Origin of the sequence: Clostridioides sp. GD02377 (assembly GCF_045899875.1) — a bacterium.
GTDB lineage: Bacteria > Bacillota > Clostridia > Peptostreptococcales > Peptostreptococcaceae > Clostridioides > Clostridioides difficile_A.
Genome location: NZ_JBJODA010000010.1, coordinates 1 through 23148, shown reverse-complemented (window position 1 = coordinate 23148; position 23148 = coordinate 1). Strand labels below are relative to the sequence as shown.

Below are 23148 nucleotides of genomic sequence, written 5' to 3'. Positions count from 1 at the left end.
GTTTTATAAAATTATTCAACTGCTACTGTTTTACTAGACTTATCATTAATAACCCATGAACCTTTTTCTTTATTTACTTTAAAAGTAATTTTAGAATAGTATTTACCATGTTCACCTGGTTGCGTCACTATAACTTTATCTCCAGCTTTATTTTTATAGTCATGTTCATCTATTTTTTCATGAGTATGACTAGCTACAATCGCATCAATTCCATCTACTGTAGTTGCTAGTTCCTTTACTCTATTCCCAGGATGTTTTGGGTTTTTAGGTTCTTCCCCTGAGTGCACTACTGCAACTATTATATCTGGTTTTTCTTTTTCCATCACTTTTACCCATTTCTTTGCTTCTTCCACTAAATCATTTGCGTACAATTTATCTTTGTATTGAAATTGCTCTTGTAAATTTACATTTTTAAGACCTTTCCCTACTTCTTTTATAGTAAGCCCTAATACTCCTACTTTTAAGTTTCCTTCTTTTGTCTTTAAATCTTTTATAATGTATGGCTTTACATAATTTTCACCAGATTGCTCATATATATTTGCTGATACTACAGGAATATTCACCTGCTCAAAATCCTTTATAACAGCATCTACAAGACGTTTATCTGACCAAAACTCATCTTTTTCGGATACAAACTCATGATTTCCAAATACTACTGCATCATACCTACCCTGACTCATAGATTTAACCATTGGACACTTACCAATCGGTTTTCCAGTATTGTTATCTCTTATATTTTTCCACTCTTTATACCACTTAGTCATTTCATCTGTTTGAGGGTCTAAAAAGTCACCTGCATCTACTACAACAGGTTCAATCAGATTATTTCGCTCCTTAAGAATACTAGTTGTTAATTTATCAGAGAAGTGTGAATGTAAATCTGCTGTAGCAATTATATTTACATCTTTATCAATTAAGTTTAATTTGCTAGACTTATCTTTTATCTCCCACTTACCATTCTTCTTATCTAACTTAAAATTAATCTCTGACACACTATCTGCATGTGGACCAGGTTGTGTGACAATGACTTCCTCACCAGAGTTATTTTTATAAGTATGTTGTTCTATTTTTTCATGAGTATGCCCTGCTACGATAGCATCTATGCCATCTACAGTAGTTGCTAATTCTTTTACTCTATTTCCTGGGTTTTTAGGATTTTTAGGTTCTTCACCTGAATGTACAGTGGCAATTATTATATCAGGCTTCTCTTTTTCCATCACTTTTACCCATTTTTTAGCATCTTCTACTAAATCATTTGCATATAATTTTCCTTTATAATCCTCTTGTTCCCCAAGTTCTCTAGCTTTTTTATCTTCTTCAAAATTTTTAGATTCTGAGCCTTCACCTACCTCATTTATAGTTAGACCTAGTATTCCAACTTTTACGTCTCCCTTGTCAGTCTTTACACCTTTCATTATGTATGGCTTTACATAGTTTTCTCCAGATTGTTTATATATATTTGCTGACACTAATGGTATATTATTATTTTCAAAATCAGAAACCAGTTTGTCAAGACTTTGCTTATCATTAGAAATAAATTCATGATTTCCAAATGTAACTGCATCATATTTCAGCTTTGCCATTTCTTTAGCTAAAGGGACTTCACCTTCACATGGCTCAGCTATTTTTTTGTACTCTGGCATACCATCTTTAATTCTAACCAGTTTTTGTCCAGTAAACCACTCTTCCATTTCGTCACTTTTCATATCAAAGAAATCTCCTGCATCTACCATAAGTAGATTCTTGTTCTTTGCTCTTTCTTCTTTTACATATGAAACTAGAGAATCTGTTACCATTGAATGTAAGTCAGTTGTCCCTAATATTTTAACTTCTATGTCTGATGTGGCTTTTTCCATATTTTTAGTACTTTGACATGATACAAGTAATACCATTAAAAACATCATTGATGCTATTATGACAGATTTTATTTTCATAAAAACCTCCCTCTTAAATTTTAAGATTACAACAAAATTTAACATAATAATTTATTTTAGTTATAGTAGCTTATATGATTATAAGCAATATTCACTTAAGCAACAAATTCTTATATTTAAGTTTACATGATAACTTCCGAGATTACTTTATTCTATCTAAATCTAATTACTAAACGCTTCTTAAGATAGTAGCAATACCTACAAAGTAATATGACAAGAATTATCAAAGTAATTTATAAAGACCTATTTTTATAACTTTCTATGTACCTTAATACTGTTTCTAAATTATTTTTCATATTTGCCACTTTCTCTCTTAACTAAATCAATTATATGTGTTTCTAGAATATATGGCAAAGTGCATATTTTCAAGTTTTAAGCATCTACTTGTACAAATTTACCTACTTTTTTGCAAGTTTAATTGAGGTATATGTAAATTTTGACTTTTTACATAATTTTTCTAAAATAATATAATTATAATATAAATTATAGAAACTATTGATATTTTGAAGAATAATCTTTTATTTCCTATAAAATCTATTTATATTTTCTAATCTTATGATGAATGGATATAAGTTTTATAAAGAATCCTCCATATTAAAAAGAGAATCATTGACATTTTTTATACAGTGTTTTATATGGATTTTATTTATGGAAGGTATTTAGTGTATATAATTAAACTTAAGATATAATTTTTTATTTAAAGAGCTATTAAATATTATATGTTCTTTAATTTTAATTATTTCAAATTTTTATATATGATTTAAATTTATAAAATTGATAAATAATAGCAATGAACAAGAATACAAGCTACAAAATTAGATAGTAAAATAAATCATAAGAATAATATAATAGAAAAATCAAAAAGTCAAAAAACATGCCTATTTGAAAGTAACATGTTCCCTATTAAAGTAAAGAACTACATTGTACCACTCCACATCCTTGTGTGAAAGGGTACAAAGAAGTTCGATTTTATTTATACTAGTCTTTATAACTTACAAATTCATTATTTTTTAGGATTTACAAGTTCATCAAGTAACTTTGGAAGTAGTTCATCTATTTGCTCATCACTAAACTGGCAAGTTCCAACAGCTTTATGTCCCCCACCACCATACTTAAGCATTAGACTACCAACATCCACACTAGAAGTTCTATTTAAAATACTATATCCAACGGCTACAGAGCATCCTTTTCCACCTTTACCATTTACAATCCAAGCAGATATATTTTGTTCTGGATACATACTGTAAATCATAAAACGATTCCCTGTGTAGATTGTCTCAACTCCACGTAAATCAGAAATGATAACATCGCCTTCTACACGTGTATATTTGGCAACCATCTCTTTAAATTTACTTGTTTGTTCAAAATAAACGTCTATACGTTCTTTTACATCTGGTAAATCTAAAATTTCTTTTGTACTTAAAGTTCTACATGCATCAATTAACTTCTCCATTAATTGATAGTTAGATATAGTAAAGTTTCTCCAACGACCAAGACCAGTTCTTGGGTCCATAAGGTAACCAATCAAAATCCATCCAGTTGGATTTTGTACTTCTTCTATTGTAAGATTTCCTGAATCAACTTTATCTACTGCCTCTAACATTTCATTAAAATGAGGAAATCTTTCACTTCCACCATAATACTCATAAATAATTCTTGCACAAGAAGGAGCAATACGACTTTCGCCTTTATACTTTCCTAGAAGTTCATTTCTCTCAAACTCACTAGAATGATGGTCAAACCAAAGACCACACCCCTCAACAAATGGTACATTTGCAAGACAATCATCTTCTGTTACCTCAACCAGGCCATCCTGTAAGTCTTTAGGATGAGCAAATTTCCAATTATCAATAATACCTGCTTCTTTTAATAGTGCACCACATACCAATCCATCAAAATCAGAACGTGTAATTAACCTCATAATTTTCATCCCCTTTACTTTAAATATGTCATATATACAACAATCTTTTCCTTAGATATATCATATCACTTTATATGTCACCTTGATATACATTTTATTACATACAGTGAAATAAAAATACTAAAAAAATAACAGCTTGGTATAAAGATTAAACTGTTATTTTTTTAGTATTTTATTGCTCTTCATCTTCTTTAGGTGGTGTAATTATTAACCCTATAGAGTGCATTTTTCTTCCCTCTCCATTTGAATTATTTCTAAGAGGTTCTAGTATACTAGCAATCTTTTTACTTGCTTCAGTTATCTCATCAACACTAGCATATACTGGACAGACAGAAAATCCTGAACCATCTTTTAGAATATCCTTTTCCTCTCTTTTGGCATACTCATAAAACTCTTTTAAAAATACCATCATATATTGAGTAAATAGTTGTGCATATTCTTCTCCAGAATTTTCATTTATAATAGTCTTTACATCATCAGCTATGTCTAACTTCATAGCATATACTTTTTCAACAGTTCCTCTTATTTTATGCTCTTCAACTACCTTTATAATGTCATCTTCTAGCATTTTATTAAGATAGCGATAAAGTGTAGCTTTTGATATATCTTGAAATTTTTCTCCTAATTGTTTTGCTGTAGTTCTATTATTTGAAAAAATCTCAAGTACCAACTTACATTTAGTTGGATTTACAAAGCAATCCATCAACTTATCATTCATATTATATACCTCCTATAATATTATTAATAAGATAATATTATCATGTTGATAACGTTAATTCAATATTGACTGGAAATTTTATACACTAGTTTAAGATATCATATTTTATAGTAAATTAAGAACAGTAACACCACTTTCATAGACAGTTTCTTTTTAAAAAATAAAAAAAGCCCTTGAATTATTCACATAACTCAAAGACTTTACGTTTCATGATTTAATACTAAGCTAATTTTGCTTTAGCAACTTCTGCTAATTTTGCAAATCCTTCTGGGTCTTGTATAGCCATTTCAGATAACATCTTTCTGTTAACTTCAATACCAGATAATTTTAATCCATTCATTAATCTTGAATAAGATATTCCATTCATTCTAGCAGCTGCATTTATTCTTTGTATCCAAAGTTTTCTGAAGTCTCTCTTCTTTAATTTTCTTCCTATATAAGCATTTTTTAATGCTTTCATTACGAATGTATTTGCTGGTCTATATAATTTGCTTCTAGATCCTCTGAATCCTTTTGCAAGTTTTAATATTTTCTTATGCTTTTTACGAGCGTTCATAGCTTTTTTAACTCTTGCCATCGTTATGACCTCCTTTATATCCCTCTTCTATAGTTATTATTTATAATCTGTATCTTAGTATGGTAATAATTGTGCTATTCTCTTAGCATCTCCATCACTTACTAAAGTTGATTTTCTTAAGTTCATTTTAGTTTTTGCAGATTTTTTAGTTAATATATGTTTTTTATAAGCTTTAGCTCTCTTTAACTTTCCAGTTCCTGTTTTCTTTAATCTCTTTGCTGCACCTCTATGAGTTTTCATTTTAGGCATGACAAATTCCTCCTCTCAGTTAATCATCTATTTTTTTGGATCTATAATTACAACCATATTATTACCCTCAAATGCAGGGGCTTTTGTTGGTTCTCCAAACTCTTTTATTATATCTAAAAACTTAAGCATAACTTCTTTGCCTATGTCTTTATGTCCTAATTCTCTTCCTCTAAATCTAAGTTCAACTTTGACTTTATCCCCTTTTTTAAGGAACTTTATAGCATTATTAGCTTTCGTATTTAAATCATTTTGTTCAATACCTGGTCTAAGTCTTACTTCCTTTACAACTATATTTTTTTGCTTTTTCTTAGCTTCTTTGTCTTTTCTCGCCTGTTCATATCTAAACTTTCCATAATCCATTATCTTACATACTGGTGGATTTGCATTTGGCGAGATTTGAACTAAATCTAAGTTTTTGCTAGTAGCCATTGCTTGAGCTTCTTTAGTAGGCATTACTCCAAGTTGTTCACCTGTTGATGAAAGGACTCTTATTTCCTTGTCTTTTATTTGTTCATTGATTGCTAATTCTTTGCTAATTGTAGGACACCTCCAAATTTTTTATAAAATAAAAAGCGAATGATATAATCATCCGCCATATAAGTTACCAAATTTAAACAAGCTTAAACTAATATTAAGCTTTAACTTATATTTACCTTACTAACCTTCGTTGTAAGGTGAGAAGCGGACTTCTTCTTTGTTTTATTCTTACCTTACTTACTATATCACTTAATCAAATTATTTGCAACTACTTTTTTTAGTTTATTAAAATTTAATTACTTCTTCCTAATAATCATTATATGTACATGCTTCCTATTTTGCTATTAATTTTTAGATTTCTACTCTAACTCCTAAATTAATATTATTTTAAAACTACAACTGAAAAACTTACTTAGCCAATTTCATACATAATACTATACTCCACATCGCTTAATCTATACAATATAACATTTTTTATCATATTTATTTTATCTTGATTTGTCGTATTTTATTAAACATCTAAAAACAATCTGCATATATACATGAATTCACTTTTTCATACATTTCGCAAATTTATTTTTCTTTGGATAACATGTATATTTTTTCCATTAAAAATAAATAATAAAAAATAGTAAATATGGAAAATATAAAATTGATTAACAATAATTAATTACCTGAGGTGTGAATATGAAAATGCTAAACAACTTTTTTAAGAAAATCAACAATCCAGTTCCTGTCTTTGCACAAACAAAAATGGAAAGAGAAAATCAAACAGATGATTCACTTTCTACAAAACCAAAGACTACATTCAGAGATGTTGCTGGATTAGACGAAGTAAAAGAAGAACTATTTGAAATAGTCGATTTTATGAAGTCACCACAAAAATATCAAAAAATGGGTGCTAAGATACCTAAAGGGGTATTATTTTATGGCCCTCCAGGAACAGGAAAGACTTTACTTGCGTCTGCTGTAGCTGGTGAAACAAACTCATCATTTTTCAATGTTACAGGTTCAGAGTTCGTTGAGAAATATGTAGGTGTAGGAGCAAAAAGGGTTAGAACTTTATTTGAAAAAGCTAGAAAAGAAGCTCCAAGTATAATATTTATAGACGAAATAGATGCTGTAGGAGCAAAAAGACATCTTGAGAGCAACAACGAAAAGGACCAAACATTAAACCAACTTTTAGTTGAAATGGATGGATTTAATAAAGATTCCAATGTATTAATAATAGGTGCTACCAATAGACTTGACTTATTAGATGAAGCTTTACTTAGACCAGGAAGATTTGACAGACACATTCATATAGGTGCACCAAATTATCACACTAGATTTGAAATTCTAAAGGTACATACAGATGACAAGCCTATAGACAAATCTGTAAATCTAGAACTTTTAGCTAAAAAAACTCATGGTTTCAATGGAGCCCATCTTTCAAATATAGCAAATGAAGCAGCTATATTTGCAGTTAGAGATGACAGTGAATACATTACATCAGAACACTTTGACAAGGCACTTGAAAGAGTCATTGCAGGGCTAGAGTCTAAAAACTCTGCACTAGTTGAGAAAGAGAAAAAAATAGTAGCTTATCACGAAGCTGGACATGCTCTTGTAAGTGATATAGTAGGAATTTGCCCTATACAAAAAATATCTATAGTTCCTAGAGGGCAAGCATTAGGTTATGTTCTTCAATTACCTGATGAAGATAGATATATTTATACTAGAGATGAATTAATTGGAAAGATAAAAATACTACTTGCAGGAAAAGCATCAGAAGAATTAATATTTAACCACAAATCTACTGGTGCAAAAGATGACTTAAAGAAAGTTACTGAAATAGCTAATCAAATGGTTTGTGAATATGGTATGAGTAACTTAGGATTTATGACTATTGATGGAAATGATAAAACTTTCTTATGTGATAAAATCCAAAAGGAAGCAAATCGTATAGTTGAGGTTTGTTATAAAGAGACTTTAGAGATATTAAAGGATAACCTTGAAGATTTACATTCTGTTTCTAAATTCCTATTTGAAAAAGAAACTATGACTCATGAAGAGTTAAAAGATTTAATAGGAAAAGAAGCTGTAAACTAGTATAAGACAATTTAATAGTTTTTTCAAAAGTAATTATATTAGATTTAAATGACTTTTAAAGTCAAAATATTTCAAAGTAATTATATTAAAATAAAAAAGCTATAGGTTTAATTTTATATTATTAGACTTATAGCTTTTTTTATTTTATATATTAATGTACTCTATACTAATTTATAAAGCATTTATTTAACACAAAATAAGCACATATAATTACCCCTTCTCTTTCTCAAATAAGTGAGATAAAATAATTTAAAAGACCTTCTATATATAAAAGTAAAATATAAAACAAATTTACTGACAGGCTCATCTCTTTCTAACTTTAATATTATTTTCTAATATTTATTTCTTCTATTTACTATTAAATTTTATTTAATTTATAATCTTACTTTTTATCAGTATCTTTATTTTCTTCTTTAGTGTTACTTTTTTGACCTTCTTGTACTGATTCATTTCTTATTACCTTTGATTCAGCCATATTTTTATTTTCTTCTGTATTATTTTTCTTAGCATCTTCTTTGCTTTCAGCTTCTATTTCTTCACCTGTATTTTGATTTTCAAATCTTTCATGTTCTCTATGCTCACCATCTATTTTACAATCTTTAGCACCAAATTCTTCATGCCCTTTATGCTTCATATGGTTTCTTTCATCACATTTTGGTTCAAATCCTTCATGACCTTTTCTGCAATATCCATGTTCATATGCTCCTTCAAATCCTCTTGGGTCAACGCCTCCATGACTTCTACACTCTTCATGACTATGCTCTCTTGGCTCAAAGCCTTCATGACTTCTACACTCTTCATGGCTATATCCTCTTGGCTCAAATCCTCTATGACCTCTGAAGTCTCCTTGGTCATGCTCTCTTGATTCAAAATTCCCATGACCTCTAAAGTCTTCTTGACCATATCCTCTTGGTTCAAATCCTTCATAACCTCTGAAGTTCCCTTGACCATATTCTCTTTGCTCAAATCCTTCATGACCTCTGAAGTTCCCTTGACCATATCCTCTTGGTTCAAATCCTTCATGACCTCTGAAGTTTCCTTGACCATGTTCTCTTTGCTCAAATCCTTCATGACCTCTGAAGTTCCCTTGACCATATCCTCTTGGTTCAAATCCTTCATGACCTCTGAAGTTTCCTTGACCATATCCTCTTGGTTCAAATCCTTCATGGCCTCTAAATTCACCCTGACCATGTCCTCTTGAACCATGTCCTTCATGACCTCTACACTCTCCATAACCAACTCCTTCACGATGCATCATTTCAAATACTCTGCATCCTTCACACATATGATTCCATGGATTACTATGATGACCTTCAAATCCTCTAAAGTTTTCTTTTTTATCTCTGTAATAATTCATATTAACTCCTCCTAATTAATTCGATTTTTTTATTAATCTATCTTCTCTTTTTATTAAGGTACCTTATCTATTTTTAATTATAAAGGTACCTTAATGTTTTGTCAACATTATTTTTAAGGTACCTTATGTTTATTCGTTTAATTTTTTTTCAAAAAAAGTGAACCATTTATAGTAAAATCTTATCTAATAAGTGAAAGGTAAAAAAGTAGCGCTACAATTTGCATAGAAAGGTAGGAATTCCTTTGAATAAAACTACATTTATAAATAATATCCTTGAATCAGAACAGACTTTGTATCGTGTATCTAAGTCTATTTTAGGAAACGACCAGGATTGTGAAGATGCCGTCAACAATGCTATTTTAAAAGCATATGAAAAGTTAGATTCTCTTAAGGAAGAACAATATTTTAAAACTTGGTTGATTAGAATAGTGATAAATGAATGTAACTCATTAAGACGTAAACAATTGAAATTTCTATCATTTGAAGACGTATTTAAAAATAAAAAAATCGATGAAAAAGAAGATTATAATGATTTGTATATTGCTATTCAAAGTCTACCTAAAAAGATTAAAGTTCCAATAGTCCTTTACTATATTGAGGGTTATTCAGTTGATGAAATTAAGGAAATATTGGATATACCTCAGGGGACTGTAAAAAGTAGATTATCGAGAGGAAGAAAATTATTAAAAACTAAATTAGAAAATATGGAGGTAATCATATGAATAAAAATAGCTTAAATAATTCGTTTCCAAAAGCTCCAGAAAGCTTTCATAATAGTTTAAATAAAACGCTAAATAGTTTACCAGAAAGAGAGGAAAATTATAAAATGAATAATAATAAAACACATAAATTACCATTTGGAAGGGGTTTAGTGGCAACTTTAGCTATCACTTTAGTATTAGGTACAACAGCTCTTGCAGTGGGAGAAATATATAGTATAGTTGGAAAATCAAGCATTAAGCCTACCTATACATCGATTCCAACTACTGAACAGGTAAAAAAAGACTTTAACTTTACCCCTAATCTAATTTCCGAATTTAGTAATGGATATAAATTTAAAGGGGCATATACTATAAAGGAAAAAGCACTTGATAAAAAAGATAATGTTTTAGGAGAGTTAAAAGCACTTGAGTTTGAGTATAAAAATGGTAATGATGAAATATCTCTTGAAACAGCAAATAATGTGCTTGGAAAAGATTCTGATAAAATGAAAGTTGTAGATACTTACAAAGATATAAATATTTCTTATGAAGCATCAATGTACAAGTTTGTGCCAGAAGATTATAAAATGACAGAACAGGATAAACTTGATGAAAAATCAGGTAAATATACATTTAGTGAAGGAACAGATAAAGTAGAAGTTAATGAATTTAAGTCCTTGACTTGGGAACAAGATGGAGTTTACTACTCTTTTACAATTCAAGATTCAAATTTATCTATGGATGACTTAGTTAAAATGGCTCATGAAGTAATAGATGCAAAATAAGTATAATTAACTATAAAGAGTTCATGAGTTTATTGTATATAACTTTAGTTTTCTTATTAGTAAATATAGTCGTATCTTCCATCTTTATATTTTCTTTAGATTTAATATATAAAATTTTAGATATTTAACTACTCTAAAAATTTAACTAATCTACAAAAGTTATTACTAATATTAAAAAGCCCTTAAAAAGTCCATTCATATGGAATTTTAAGGGCTTTGACTTCATTATAAATTGTTGTATCAATTCTATTTGTAAAGACACAATAAACTACCCAGTTTAGATTTTAAAAACTTTAACTTCATTATAATTTTATATATGAATTTTACTTGCAAATATACAACAGGCTACCCAGTTTAGATTTTAAAATACTTAACTTTATAATAACTTATTTTATAAATTTTAATTACAAATATATAATAAATTCATAAAAAACAGATAAATAAGATAGATTATAAGTATCTGATATTCTTAAAATAAAAATCAAACTATAATTAAAAGCCTGTTATTTTAATAAAGGAGTTATTTCACCTAAATAGTATATATTTAGCACATGAAGAGCTCTTGTACAACAAGTGTAAAGAAGCAATCTTTCATCTTCACTATTGTACCTTTCCTCACTTGCATCGTATATTACAACTATATCAAATTCAAGTCCCTTAGATAAATATGAAGGTATTACTAATACACCATTCACATACTCATCATCATCTTTTATTATAGCCTCTACATTAATATGATTTTCCTTTAAAAACTCATACACTTCCTTAGCTTCATGGGCTGTCTTTGTTATAATACCAATAGACTTATAATTTTTATGTTTATAAGCTTTTATGTCTTCAATAAGCTTTTCATTCATATAATCTTTTTCTTTAAAACCAGTAACCCTAGGCTCATCACCATGTCTCTCAACATACTCATCATCTATCGCTTTTGTAAGAAGTTTTCTTGAGAATCTAGTAATTTCCATTGTAGAACGATATGTTTTACTTAGATTTATTATGCAAGTATCATTCTTCAATACATTAGGAATATTATTATAGTCTCCAACATTCATGAATGGGTTAATTGATTGATTAATATCTCCTAATATAGTCATATTGGCAGATTTAAAAAGTTTATAAAATATTTCATATTGTAAAGGAGTATAGTCCTGTGCCTCATCTATGATTACATATTTAATCTGTGATGTATTTGGAATACCTCCAAGAGCTCCCTTTAGATATAGAAGTATCACTTGGTCTTCATAATAAAGACTCTTTACACTTAAATTATCCATTGTATAAGTTTTTATATTATCTATAATATTCTTATCATACTCAACATTCGCCTTTTCTAAAAACATATCTAAATTCTTAAATAAGTTTTTATAAGTGTCTATCAAATCTAACTCTGTCATTCTTGAAATTTTAGAATAAACTTCTTTCAGATGTTTTTTTACAATAAAAGTACTTTTCTCTATCATTTCTTCTTTTTCTATATAATCGCCAGATGCTTGAAGCTCTTTAAATATTTCATCAATCCAAGCTTTTTCATATGGCTCAATTAAAAATATTATTCTTGCTTTTATTTTCTCTAATCTTTTCTTAATTGGTAAATTTGAATAGTCATTAGAAAACAGTGTTTGTAACTCCTTAGATGAAATTATTAACTCGCCTCTTACAATAATATCTTCAAAACATCTATCATCTGTTTCTAAATAATTTAGATACTCTTTTAATATATTTGTGAACTCTAAAGAAGTTTTAAACTCTATATTTTCTATCCTGTCCTTATATGTTATTTTCCCATTGTTATTAAGAATATACTCCATCATTTCAGCTGGGCTTTCTTTTTTGAATTCATCACCCAGTTCTTTATGCATATAGTCTTTAAATGTTGTCTGACAAATGTTATCTTCGCCAAGTTGTGGCAGTACGTTTGATATATAATCATTAAATATGTTATTTGGAGAAAATATCATTATATTTTCAGAAGTTATTTTATCTTTATGTTTATACAATAAATATGCTATTCTATGAAGTGCTATAGATGTCTTTCCGCTTCCTGCGGCACCTTGTACAATTAAGTTCTTATATTTCTCATTACGAATTACTTGATTTTGCTCTCTTTGAATGGAAGTAACTATAGTTTTCATTTTCTCATCAGAGTTTTTACCTAAAAGCTCTTGCAAGACATCATCATCTATATTTAGATTACTATCAAACATATACTCAATTTTGCCATCTTTTATCTTATACTGTCTTTTTTTAGTAATTTTTCCAGAGATTATCCCCTCTGGACACTCATAGCTTGCTTGTCCAATTTCATAATCATAAAACATACTTGAAATAGGGGCTCTCCAATCATATACAAGAAAATCATAATCATCATTAATAAGATTTGACAATCCAATATAACACTTTTGAGACTCAGTTTCACAAACTTCTGTAAAGTCAATTCTTCCAAAATAAGGAGATTCAATCATTCTTTCATACTTATCTTTGAGTTTCTTAGTAAATTCATGGCTCCTTTTTTGATGTTTCATAACATCCATAAATGACATAAATTCTGAAAGTTGTTCTAATCCATTTTCCGCAGAAATAGAACCTAAGTCATTCCATAGTTCCCTTTGAGTTTCTATAGCATCTTTTTTTAGCTTATCTTCTTCATTACGCTTTTCCTCAAGTTGTCTATTAGCCTCTTTAAGAGTTTTTTGTAACCATTGATTTTCAAGATTTGACTCAAAATCATTTAGATTCATATTATAATCCTCCTCAATTGAAATTAACATTTAATCCACTATATCAATTATATAGAAATGAGGATATATTCACAGTCTTAAAAAAAAATTTTATTTATGATATAATTATAGTGGGAAAGAAAATAAAAATTTCTCTAAAAGCATCTAAAAACAACTTACTTAACTGCAAAACCACTATTTTTAAACAATAAAATAGGATAGTATTTTTTATCACCATCCTATTAATTCTCAATAAGTTTTACATTAATACAAGCTCCATTTGTATAACTTCTTCTTTTACAGGTCTATCATTCCATGTAAATCCACTAGCTATTGTATTTACCTCAATAAACCCTAAAGATTTATAAACATGAATAGCTCTACTATTACTTTTTAACACATCTAGCTCAATTTTTTTATATCCATATTCTTTTGATAAATCAATAATTTGTTTTAGAAGGCTACTCCCAATACCTTTTTCTCTATACTCTTTAAGAATACCCATACCTAAGTAACCAACAGTTTTGGTTTTAGGCAAAACATCACACCAGCCAATACATGTATCTGATTTTACCTCAATTATAAATAGTTGTGGAAAATTTTTAGTTATAACATTCTTTATAAATTCAACAGTTTCTTCAAAAGGAAATGCTTCGTCCATAGCTAGATATTTCCTCTCTTTTGCAATTTTATCAAAAGTTTGCCAATATGACCAAATATACTTTTCTTCTGACTTTATAAATTTTATTCCTTCCATCAACTCAACATTTCCCCTTTTTTAATTTATTATTATAGTTAAATAATTTTTTCTTATTCTAATTTATAGTGATATATAAATTACTATATATGATAATATATTAGATTAAAATAGCTTTGTATATTTCTATTTATGTGTATCTATTAAAATAAGTTCTTTGATAGTTAAAGTAATATAGATGTACTAGCCCTTTGACTATATACTTAAACATCTCACAGTTTAATTTAAAGTATAATAAAATATATAGAAAAAATTATCAAATAATACTATAAAATTTTTAATCTTCATCAATATCCTGTTCGCTTTCATTCTTAGAGCTATTTTTTCTATCAAGTTCTTTTTCCGTAAAGAACTCTGGATGCTGTTTCATCAATTGCTCTATAAGTTCTGGGTGTTGTTTTACCATTTGTTCAAACAAATCTTCTCTATTTTGAAAATCTGGATATCCTTCATGTGAATTAAATAAGTTTTGAATTGCATCTCTACCAGCAAATCCACCTAAATACTGTCCATGATGTGGTCTTGGTGGTGGTTGCATATGTGCCTCATCAAAGTTATTACCATCCTCACTTTTTATAGTTCTTTCTAGTTCATTAGTAATCTTTGTAAGAATATAACTTAAAGTACTCTTTTCTTCTGGTTCCAATACATTAAATATTTGATTAGTTGGGTCTTCTCTCTGCTCATTCTTATTAATTTCATCCATTCCTTTTGATGTCAATTTTACTACCATTACTCTACGGTCTTTTTCTGAGTGTGTACGAGTGATAAATTGTTGATTTTCTAATTTCGAAAGCAACTCACCTAAAGATTGAGGTCTCATATCAAGTAAGTATGACAGTTCTTTTTGAGTTATTTCTGGCTTTATTTTTAACATGGATAATACTCTACCTTGTCCTCTATGCGTCGCTCTAAAAAATCCATGTGATTTATGATTTTGAAGGTGAAATTTATGTAGCAATGATTGCACTTTAAAAAATTGTTCTAGTAAATTTTCTTCTTTTGTTTCACTCATTATTGTTCCTCCTAAATTAATTTATTTTATAATTACATATTCTTATTTATTATGTTATTTATTTTATAATTTCATATGTTGTTTATTTTAAATCTATAATTTTAAAGCTACTTTACTTGTATCGAGTATAAAAGTAAGCCTTTAATTTGTCAATGTTAGTTTATAATAAATTATAAATTTCCTACAACTGACATATCTTCATTTAACTATATTATATCCTATTCAAAGTTTATATCCTATACTTGTGCTTTTTGTATCATACCGTCATATTTTTAAATAAAAATACCCAATTGACATAAATAATCTAATTGGGCATAAACAATTTAAAAAACTACTTTAAATTTAAATTTTTCATCTAACTTTTACTATTATTAACTCTCGCTATCAAGGAAATTGTATTAAAATACTTACCTGCCTCTACTTCCAGCATTTTTTTATCATTCTTAGCATAAGAATTATCACAGTTTAACCAATCATTCCAAGCTTCATCATGACAACTTAAAGCTTCACATTTTTCTACAGTTACAGACTCAGATTCTGACCAAAGCTCATTCCACCATTCAATTGAATGGAAATTCATATTATCTTGCCAAAATGGAATAAGTTCATCTGGTATACAATTAACAAAATCTTTTTTTAATCCAGGCATTGCCATAGCAATTACTCCTCCATCTTTTACAAGAGGTGATATATGGTTTTCTAAAAATCCTTCTTTATTACCAAAATAGTGATAAGAGTGTACACTTATCACTGCATCAAAAAAACCTTCTGCATAAGGTAATTCATGTGCTTCAGCTTGTATAGGAAATATTTTATCATCTAATTTAAATTGCTTAAATCTTTCATAGTTCTCAGTTGGCTCTATCCATAAATCAGTTGCAAATACAGTAGCATCAAATTCATTTGCTAAAAATATAGAAGATATCCCTCTCCCACATCCTAAGTCTAAAATACGCATTCCTTTTTCTAGTCTTATCTTACTTGTCAACTCTTCCAATATCTTTATACAATTAGGTCCCATCATATTTTCCATGAGAAATTTCTTATCGTATTTATTACTCTTTGTAAATATCATGCTATCTTTCCCTTCCCTATCAATTATTATTTATTAAATTTCATATCTGATTTTCTATTTTTTAGATGAGTAATAATAAGTCATCTTTTTGTCCATTTTGGGATAGTTACTTTAATGAATAATCATCCTCTTTTTTTTAGATAACTACTTTTTTAAAATAACCACTTTGTCTAAACAACTATTTTTTTATGTCTTTTTAAATAACTACTTTGATAAGCAGTCATGTTTTGATACTTAATAAGTTTTAATTACTTCTACTTTAATCTATATACTAATTAACTTATTTAATTTAGTGTATATTTGACACTTTACCTTTTATTATACCATTTATTCTCATAAATATAATAATTCTATTTTTTCAAAATAAATATTTATAATAATCCGAAATAAATATTTATAAAATCTAATTAATTGTAAATAATATCAGAAAAAATATCGAAAAATAAACATTATAAATAGTAATTGTAAGTTTGTTTCTAAATTCATAAGACTATAACCAACTGTAATATTACCAAGTATTATTACAAGATATCTATCTAAAAGAGCATAAAAATAAGCAGTCAGTAAACATAAACTTTTACCAACTGCTTGCTTTTATTGTTTTATATACTATTAACTTTATATATATCATACATTATTAATTCTACATATATACTATCAAGCTTCTATATATTCTATAAATTATATCCTATAAATCTTCTAAATAATTTTTTCCTTCCAAGAATTCTGCTTCTATCCCTAGTTTTTTAAAATAATCAACCATAGACATACAGGCAAATTTTTCTGTAGAGTAATGAGTAGCACCTATAACATTAATTAAATTATCCTTTGCTATTCTATGGAACTCTAATGCTGGTTCAAAATGCTTTAAAGGTTTAGTAAATCCAGTTATATATAAATTTATACCAAGTTCAGCAACTTCACTTGCTACAAATGGATAGCTTCCTCCTCCTGCTGCAATAGCAACTAGACCATCTTTTAGTTCCGATTCTCCATAATCATACAATTTCACATCATGACCAACAGTTTTTTTAACTAGCTCTTTAGTCTCTTCAATTGATTTTAAGGATGTCTTACATATAACTCTACCTTGATTTTATCATCATACTTACAAAATGGTTCGACGATTTCTAAACCTAGAGCCTTTGCAAAACTGACAGAAGTTGAATATTCACTATAATTGTCTAATGGAGAATGTAACACATAAAAAGATATTCTACGATTTCTCATCTCTTCCATATAAGATAATGGTATGTCGTGAAATGGGAAACCTTCATCTGATGCTATATACTCCATTGCATGATGTGAAAAAATCAAGACATCTTTTTCATCTTTATCTATAATCTGCTTAATTATGTATTTATCAGGAAAAGTAGTTGTATATACTTTATTGATTTCTTTGGCATTGTCTAGTACCAAGCCTATGTATTTTGTTTTAAATTCTGGAGTAATAAAATCATTGTCAAAATTCATAAAACTCCAATCATCATCAATATTTTTAATATCAAACTCCAATGCTAATTTATTATAAATTTCAATTGCTTTAATAATAACCACTCCTTTTCAATAATATTTGACTGATATGTATTGAACATAAATTTATACAATTACATTATCATCTTACTTAAAATTTAATAAAATAAAACATAAAAAATATTATTTAGTACTTTCACACTGCTTTACAAATTCAATTGGATGTTGAATTATCTTAGAAGTTTCTTCTACAGAATAGCCTTCAGATAAATACCTTCTAGCTATGACTTCCATAGACTCTCCTATCTCAATAATATGCTTATCAGGGTCGTAAATACGGACTACTCTCTGTTGCCACTCATGTTTTAATGGCTGATGAACAAGCTCTATATCTTTATAAGAATTTAATTTTTCAATAAACTTATCAAAATCATCAACTTCAAAATAAAGCTCCATATTATTTGATTTTCGTACAATTGTATCTGGATTAATCCCTGTAAGCCATGCAAAATCTTCTTGTATAGCAAACCCTCCACTAAATGTTACATTTTTACCTAAATCTAATTCAACTTCTTGTTCAAATAGCTCTTTATAAAACTTTTTTGACACTTCTACATCATTTACTGCTAATAATGAAACTTGATATTTCATAAGTTCTCCTCCTGATTTTTAGTACGCTTTTATTTTATCAATATTTTTATTATTTATTATATCAGTTTAAATACGAAAACTGCTTGTCATATTTGTAAAACTTATATAATACATTCTAAAAATTAGTATTTTGTATTTAAAAAGCTACCTCAATTACACTTATCTAGTTTAAGTAGAGGTAGCTTTTTTAAATTATCAGAATATCAATTATTAGTTTACGCTTATATTTAATCTGATTTGGATTTATATTGTAATCTTATTATAGATTTTATCTATATTACTTAAGTAGTCACATAGATTATATAAATACACCATATGTCTCAGATTGATAATCTAAAGAAATATGTTAATCTATACTTTTTTTTCATTTTTTTGTAGACTCTTTATCCATTCCTCAATAAATAACAGCTCATCTTTACTCAAATTAACATTATCATGTAATGATAACAATAAGCTTTTCATAGAGGAATCATGAACATTTTTAAAGAACTCTCTTGTTTCAACATTTATATATTCTTTTTCTTTAATTAAAACTTCATAATGTGTATATTTATCTATCTTTTGAGAATTTAGAAATCCTTTTACTACCAATCTAGATAAAAGAGTCAAAGTCGTTGTTTGCTTCCACTGATATTTTTGCTCCATCCCTAAAACAATATCTTTTGATGTTACTTTGGAATCTAGTTTCCATATAAATTTCATTATCTTTAATTCTGATTGTGGCAACTTTTTTATAGGCATAATAAACCTTTGCTACTCAGAATACAGACAAGCAATATCCGTAATAAATTTTTTATATTAAAAAATCTTATACTGATTTATATAAACTTGATTTATAAGATATTTTTAAATCTTAAATTTAGCTATTTGTACACAGTAAATATATATAAATAGTGTCAAATTTCTTTTGTGTTATATTGCTTAATTTTATGAAATATTTTGTACTCAGCTATCTATTTTTGGATACTTGTCCAGTAGCTCTCCTTTCTTTTGTATTTTTTAGTTTTAAATATTTGTATTTCAGCAAATCTCATTTCCTTTAATCTTTGGCTTCTTAACTTTTAAACCTTCAAAAAATAATGTCTATTCTAATCTTAAGACTATAATTTCAGTTTCAATTAAAAAATTTTATATAATTGTATTTGATTACTTTAGCAGTTTTTTTATTTGTATCTTAACTTTTTCAAATCATTACATTAATTATGTTATAAATAATTAATATATTTCAACATATATATACATTTATGTAAAATATATATGAAAATAATACAAAAAACTCTACTTTAGTAGAACCTTAGAACACAAATTATGACAATTAAAAATACTTCTCTTTTTTTAAATAAATAAGTATGTTATAATAGATTCAAAATAATTGTATAAAGACTATGACAATTACACAAAACATCCTATAATTAAAACCCTCTTCAGCATATCATTATATTTTTCTTAAAATTAAAAAACACTATACTCTAATTCTATTTTAGTAGAATTTTTTTGTCAATAATAATATTAAATATTAGGTAAAAAATGGTAAAAAATATAAAAAAAAGGAATTATATAAAGAGTTTAACAACCTTACAATAATCCCAAAATATTATTTCTATGAAAATTTTGATACCATAAGTAACTAAGCTTTAAGCGCATAAAGCAAAAGTTACTCTTTATTTAATAAAACTTGACAAGAAAAGAATTTATCATTATTCTACTCTAATAGAGTTTCTTTGTCAATAAAGAATAAACTTATTTTCAAAATATTTTCATTTTTCATTCTTATCTATTATTATTTTATAAAATTTTACTTAATCAGAGGTAATTTTAAGATTGTTTTTATTCCTTGACAATCAATACTTGTGATATCTAGCTTACCATCATGTGCATTGATAATGCCTGCAACAATCAAAAGACCTAGACCATGATTTTGACCTTTAGCATATGCTTCACTTAATCCATTTTGAGCTTTTAATAAATAATTAATCTTCTCTTGACTCATTCCTTTTCCATCGTCTTCAACAATTATATAGCAAAAATCCAAATCCGATTTAGAAATCACCTTTATATTACATCCTTGCTGGTTATGAGTTATACTATTTTGTATTAAATTACTAATAGCTCTCTTTAACAATTTTTTATCTGCATTGATAGTAATATCTTCATTCAATATATCAAGCTCTATATAAAAATCATTATCCAAATTATTATTTATAAATTCAGAAACGAGTTCTCTCAAAAACACAGAAACTCTAATCTTGTTACAATCTAATGGTTGCATATTATATTCAAGTTTAGACACCAAATTAAGGTCATTTACCAATTCTCTAATCTTAATGCCTTGATTACATATGATAGATGCTTGCTCCTGTTCTCTTTGAGAAAGGCTACTGCTTTCTTCAAGTTCTCCAGAGTATCCAATTATCATTGAAAGTGGTGTTCTTATATCATGGGATATTCCTGCAATCCAGTTAGTCCTAGCTTCTTCTTTTTTTCTAAGTCTTTCATTCTTCATTTGCAACTCTTTAGATACAGTATTAATAGATTTTGAGATATCACTCAGTATTCCTTTTTCTTGGAGAACTACTGGATCTCCCTTTGACATAAGCTTTATACCAGTAATAATTGGCTTTATAGATTTGACCATTTTTAATCCTATAAATGAAGCTAGTAAAAATGTAATTATTGCATTAAATAAAAGCATACCTATTATTAGCATAGGAAATTGACTTATTTCATCAATAGTATAGGTAAGGTTAAATTTAGTATACTTATCCTTTGGATACCCTGTTACTAAGGTCCCACTTGGATGTTCCCATACATACACAGGATAATCTTTTAAAAAGAATCTTGAAAACTTAGCTACATCCATCAAAGTATAATGGCTTGGTATTTCTTTTGGCAAATCAAAGCCCCATACCCTATCTCCATTGTTATCAATTAGCATTGCCCAGACTTTATTACTATGTAAAACTTCCTTACTAGAATCATCTAAAGTAAACTTTCCATCTTTTAAGATTACTTTATCCTCAAGCATCATCAAAGTTGCTCTTATTTCCTTACTCTCACTTGCATCCAAATCACCAGAATATTTAGATACAAATGTCACATATGAAAATGCAAATAAACCTAATATATTTAATATAATAAAAAGTAATGAAATCAAGATACTTGAACCTATAAATCTCCTTAATATATACTTTATACTATCCAAAATTAAATCACTCCTCTTGACTTCCTTCATTCTTATCTGAAATTAATTAATCATCAACTTATATCCAAGACCTCTTACTGTAAGAAGATGTTTAGGAGAAGATGGAGTATTTTCTATCTTTTCTCTAACTCTTCTGATATGAACCATAAGAGTATTTTCATATCCATACATATCATCTCCCCAAATAGCTTGACACAGTGAGTCACTGGTAACAATTCTACCTTTATTTTCATACAACTTTAAAAGCAATGAATGCTCTTTAGCTGTTAAAGAAATCTCTTGTCCATCTTTTTCAACACATGCACTATTTAAATTCACAACAACAGAATCTCCCAATCTAAATACTGGCAACTCCTCTTCTTCTATAGGAACATATACACGATTTAATATACCTATGAGTCTTAATGTAAGTTCCTTTGGTAAAAATGGTTTTACTATATAATCATCAGCCCCTAGACCTAAACCAATCAATCTATCCTCGTCTTCACCTCTTGCAGAAAGAAAAATAACGGGTATCTTAGATGTCTCTCTGATTTTTCTCATAATAGAAAAACCATCTCCATCTGGTAATACAACATCTAAAATCGCACAGTCAGGCTTTATATTTTTAAATACTCTAACAGCCTCCTCATAACTTGATGCTAAAAATATTCTATTAAACCCCTCTTTTCTTAGGATTTCATCTATCATTTTTAATAATTCTTTATGGTCATCCACCACAAGTATTTTTTTATCTTTTATTGATTCCATAATCATCACCCTTTTTTAGTATATCACATCCCTTTTTTCATGACTTTCCCTCAATGAACTATTTAAGGTTATTGTAAGGTAAACGTCAGCTATCTGAAATGTAGTCAAGTTATTATACTAATACAAGCTAAAAAAAAACAATAAACACAGATTAAAAAAGGGGATGAAATATATGGAAATGATAATTAAGACACACAGACTTTCAAAGGAATACAACAAAATATTTAGGGTAAGGGATATAGACCTAAGAGTTCCAAAAGGTGCTGTATATGGCTTTCTAGGCCCTAATGGAGCAGGTAAATCTACCACACTTAAAATGTTACTTGGACTGGCAAAGCCTACACAAGGAAACATTAATATTTTAAATAAGGAGTTAAATGAAAAAAACAGAATATCGATTTTGAAGGATATTGGCTCATTGATAGAATCTCCATCATACTATGGACATTTAACAGGTCTTGAAAACATGACTATCATGCAAAAACTCTTGGACTTGCCTAAAAAAAATGTAAATGAAGCACTGAAAATAGTAAGACTAGAAAATCAAAAGGACAAAAAAGTTAGTCAGTACTCTTTAGGTATGAAACAACGTCTTGGTATTGCTATGGCTATAATGAAGTTTCCTAAATTATTAATACTTGATTAAAAAATAGCTACGCACACTTGTGACTTTAGTCGTGAGTTAGTAGCTAAAA

21 protein-coding genes are annotated in these 23148 nt (G+C 27.9%); 4 read left to right on the top strand and 17 right to left on the bottom strand.

The window, feature by feature from the left end:
- Nucleotides 1-11: 11 nt before the first annotated feature.
- From Q3304_RS10250 to infC, 6 genes are all read right to left on the bottom strand, one after another.
- Nucleotides 12-1934 carry a bifunctional metallophosphatase/5'-nucleotidase gene (locus Q3304_RS10250; RefSeq protein ID WP_407813817.1) on the bottom strand — a complete coding sequence of 641 codons (1923 nt, stop codon included), beginning with the start codon at nt 1932-1934 and terminating at the stop codon, nt 12-14.
- A gap of 1003 nt (nt 1935-2937) precedes the next feature.
- Nucleotides 2938-3855: a hypothetical protein gene (locus tag Q3304_RS10245; protein ID WP_054269212.1), complete on the bottom strand. Its 918-nt coding sequence runs from the start codon at nt 3853-3855 to the stop codon at nt 2938-2940.
- Nucleotides 3856-4027: 172 nt separating this feature from the next.
- On the bottom strand, nt 4028-4573 hold the full coding sequence (locus Q3304_RS10240) for a hypothetical protein (RefSeq protein WP_054269211.1): 546 nt from the start codon (nt 4571-4573) through the stop codon (nt 4028-4030).
- A 220-nt stretch (nt 4574-4793) separates the two neighbouring features.
- The gene (gene rplT / locus Q3304_RS10235) at nt 4794-5150 is read right to left on the bottom strand and encodes a 50S ribosomal protein L20 (RefSeq protein WP_003423569.1); all 357 of its coding nucleotides are present in this window, start codon (nt 5148-5150) and stop codon (nt 4794-4796) included.
- 54 nt (nt 5151-5204) lie between these two features.
- Entirely contained in the window at nt 5205-5399 is a 195-nt protein-coding gene (gene rpmI, locus Q3304_RS10230) for a 50S ribosomal protein L35 (RefSeq protein WP_003418222.1), read from the bottom strand.
- A 27-nt stretch (nt 5400-5426) separates the two neighbouring features.
- A complete protein-coding gene (gene infC, locus Q3304_RS10225) occupies nt 5427-5936 on the bottom strand; it encodes a translation initiation factor IF-3 (RefSeq protein ID WP_074179152.1) in 510 nt (169 codons plus the stop codon).
- 627 nt (nt 5937-6563) lie between these two features.
- Between infC and Q3304_RS10220 the strand changes: the two genes are divergently transcribed.
- The gene (locus tag Q3304_RS10220) at nt 6564-7967 is read left to right on the top strand and encodes an ATP-dependent metallopeptidase FtsH/Yme1/Tma family protein (RefSeq protein ID WP_054269209.1); all 1404 of its coding nucleotides are present in this window, start codon (nt 6564-6566) and stop codon (nt 7965-7967) included.
- Between the two features lie 382 nt (nt 7968-8349).
- Here Q3304_RS10220 and Q3304_RS10215 read toward each other — a convergent pair whose 3' ends face one another.
- Complete coding sequence (locus Q3304_RS10215; protein WP_407815428.1) at nt 8350-9324, bottom strand: hypothetical protein; 975 nt, start codon at nt 9322-9324, stop codon at nt 8350-8352.
- Between the two features lie 242 nt (nt 9325-9566).
- Here Q3304_RS10215 and Q3304_RS10210 point away from each other — a divergent pair, with 242 nt between their 5' ends.
- The gene (locus Q3304_RS10210) at nt 9567-10046 is read left to right on the top strand and encodes an RNA polymerase sigma factor (protein ID WP_021383499.1); all 480 of its coding nucleotides are present in this window, start codon (nt 9567-9569) and stop codon (nt 10044-10046) included.
- Entirely contained in the window at nt 10043-10810 is a 768-nt protein-coding gene (locus Q3304_RS10205; protein ID WP_054269207.1) for a hypothetical protein, read from the top strand. Before Q3304_RS10210 ends, Q3304_RS10205 begins: the two co-directional genes overlap by 4 nt.
- A 503-nt stretch (nt 10811-11313) precedes the next feature.
- On the opposite strand, the gene helD is transcribed toward Q3304_RS10205, so the two are convergent.
- The 10 genes from helD to Q3304_RS10155 all read right to left on the bottom strand — a co-directional run bounded on the left by helD (nt 11314) and on the right by Q3304_RS10155 (nt 22453).
- Nucleotides 11314-13551, bottom strand: coding sequence for an RNA polymerase recycling motor HelD (gene helD / locus Q3304_RS10200; protein WP_407813815.1), 2238 nt, complete (start codon nt 13549-13551; stop codon nt 11314-11316).
- Between the two features lie 238 nt (nt 13552-13789).
- Nucleotides 13790-14287 (bottom strand): GNAT family N-acetyltransferase, encoded by a 498-nt coding sequence (locus Q3304_RS10195; protein WP_235626712.1) that lies wholly within the window; start codon nt 14285-14287, stop codon nt 13790-13792.
- A gap of 277 nt (nt 14288-14564) precedes the next feature.
- Complete coding sequence (locus tag Q3304_RS10190) at nt 14565-15302, bottom strand: MarR family winged helix-turn-helix transcriptional regulator (RefSeq protein WP_074179143.1); 738 nt, start codon at nt 15300-15302, stop codon at nt 14565-14567.
- A gap of 355 nt (nt 15303-15657) precedes the next feature.
- Nucleotides 15658-16377, bottom strand: coding sequence for a cyclopropane-fatty-acyl-phospholipid synthase family protein (locus Q3304_RS10185; RefSeq protein WP_054269203.1), 720 nt, complete (start codon nt 16375-16377; stop codon nt 15658-15660).
- A 688-nt stretch (nt 16378-17065) separates the two neighbouring features.
- Nucleotides 17066-17389: a hypothetical protein gene (locus Q3304_RS10180; protein WP_407813814.1), complete on the bottom strand. Its 324-nt coding sequence runs from the start codon at nt 17387-17389 to the stop codon at nt 17066-17068.
- A gap of 50 nt (nt 17390-17439) precedes the next feature.
- Nucleotides 17440-17934 (bottom strand): Nif3-like dinuclear metal center hexameric protein, encoded by a 495-nt coding sequence (locus Q3304_RS10175; RefSeq protein WP_407813813.1) that lies wholly within the window; start codon nt 17932-17934, stop codon nt 17440-17442.
- A 99-nt stretch (nt 17935-18033) separates the two neighbouring features.
- Nucleotides 18034-18501 carry a VOC family protein gene (locus Q3304_RS10170; RefSeq protein ID WP_407813812.1) on the bottom strand — a complete coding sequence of 156 codons (468 nt, stop codon included), beginning with the start codon at nt 18499-18501 and terminating at the stop codon, nt 18034-18036.
- Nucleotides 18502-18852: 351 nt separating this feature from the next.
- On the bottom strand, nt 18853-19242 hold the full coding sequence (locus Q3304_RS10165; protein WP_167640574.1) for a BlaI/MecI/CopY family transcriptional regulator: 390 nt from the start codon (nt 19240-19242) through the stop codon (nt 18853-18855).
- A 1054-nt stretch (nt 19243-20296) separates the two neighbouring features.
- A complete protein-coding gene (locus tag Q3304_RS10160; protein WP_407813811.1) occupies nt 20297-21703 on the bottom strand; it encodes a sensor histidine kinase in 1407 nt (468 codons plus the stop codon).
- 42 nt (nt 21704-21745) lie between these two features.
- Nucleotides 21746-22453 carry a response regulator transcription factor gene (locus Q3304_RS10155; protein ID WP_054275911.1) on the bottom strand — a complete coding sequence of 236 codons (708 nt, stop codon included), beginning with the start codon at nt 22451-22453 and terminating at the stop codon, nt 21746-21748.
- A gap of 172 nt (nt 22454-22625) precedes the next feature.
- On the opposite strand from Q3304_RS10155, the gene Q3304_RS10150 reads away from it, so the two are divergent.
- Nucleotides 22626-23099, top strand: coding sequence for an ABC transporter ATP-binding protein (locus Q3304_RS10150; RefSeq protein WP_407813810.1), 474 nt, complete (start codon nt 22626-22628; stop codon nt 23097-23099).
- Nucleotides 23100-23148: the final 49 nt, after the last annotated feature.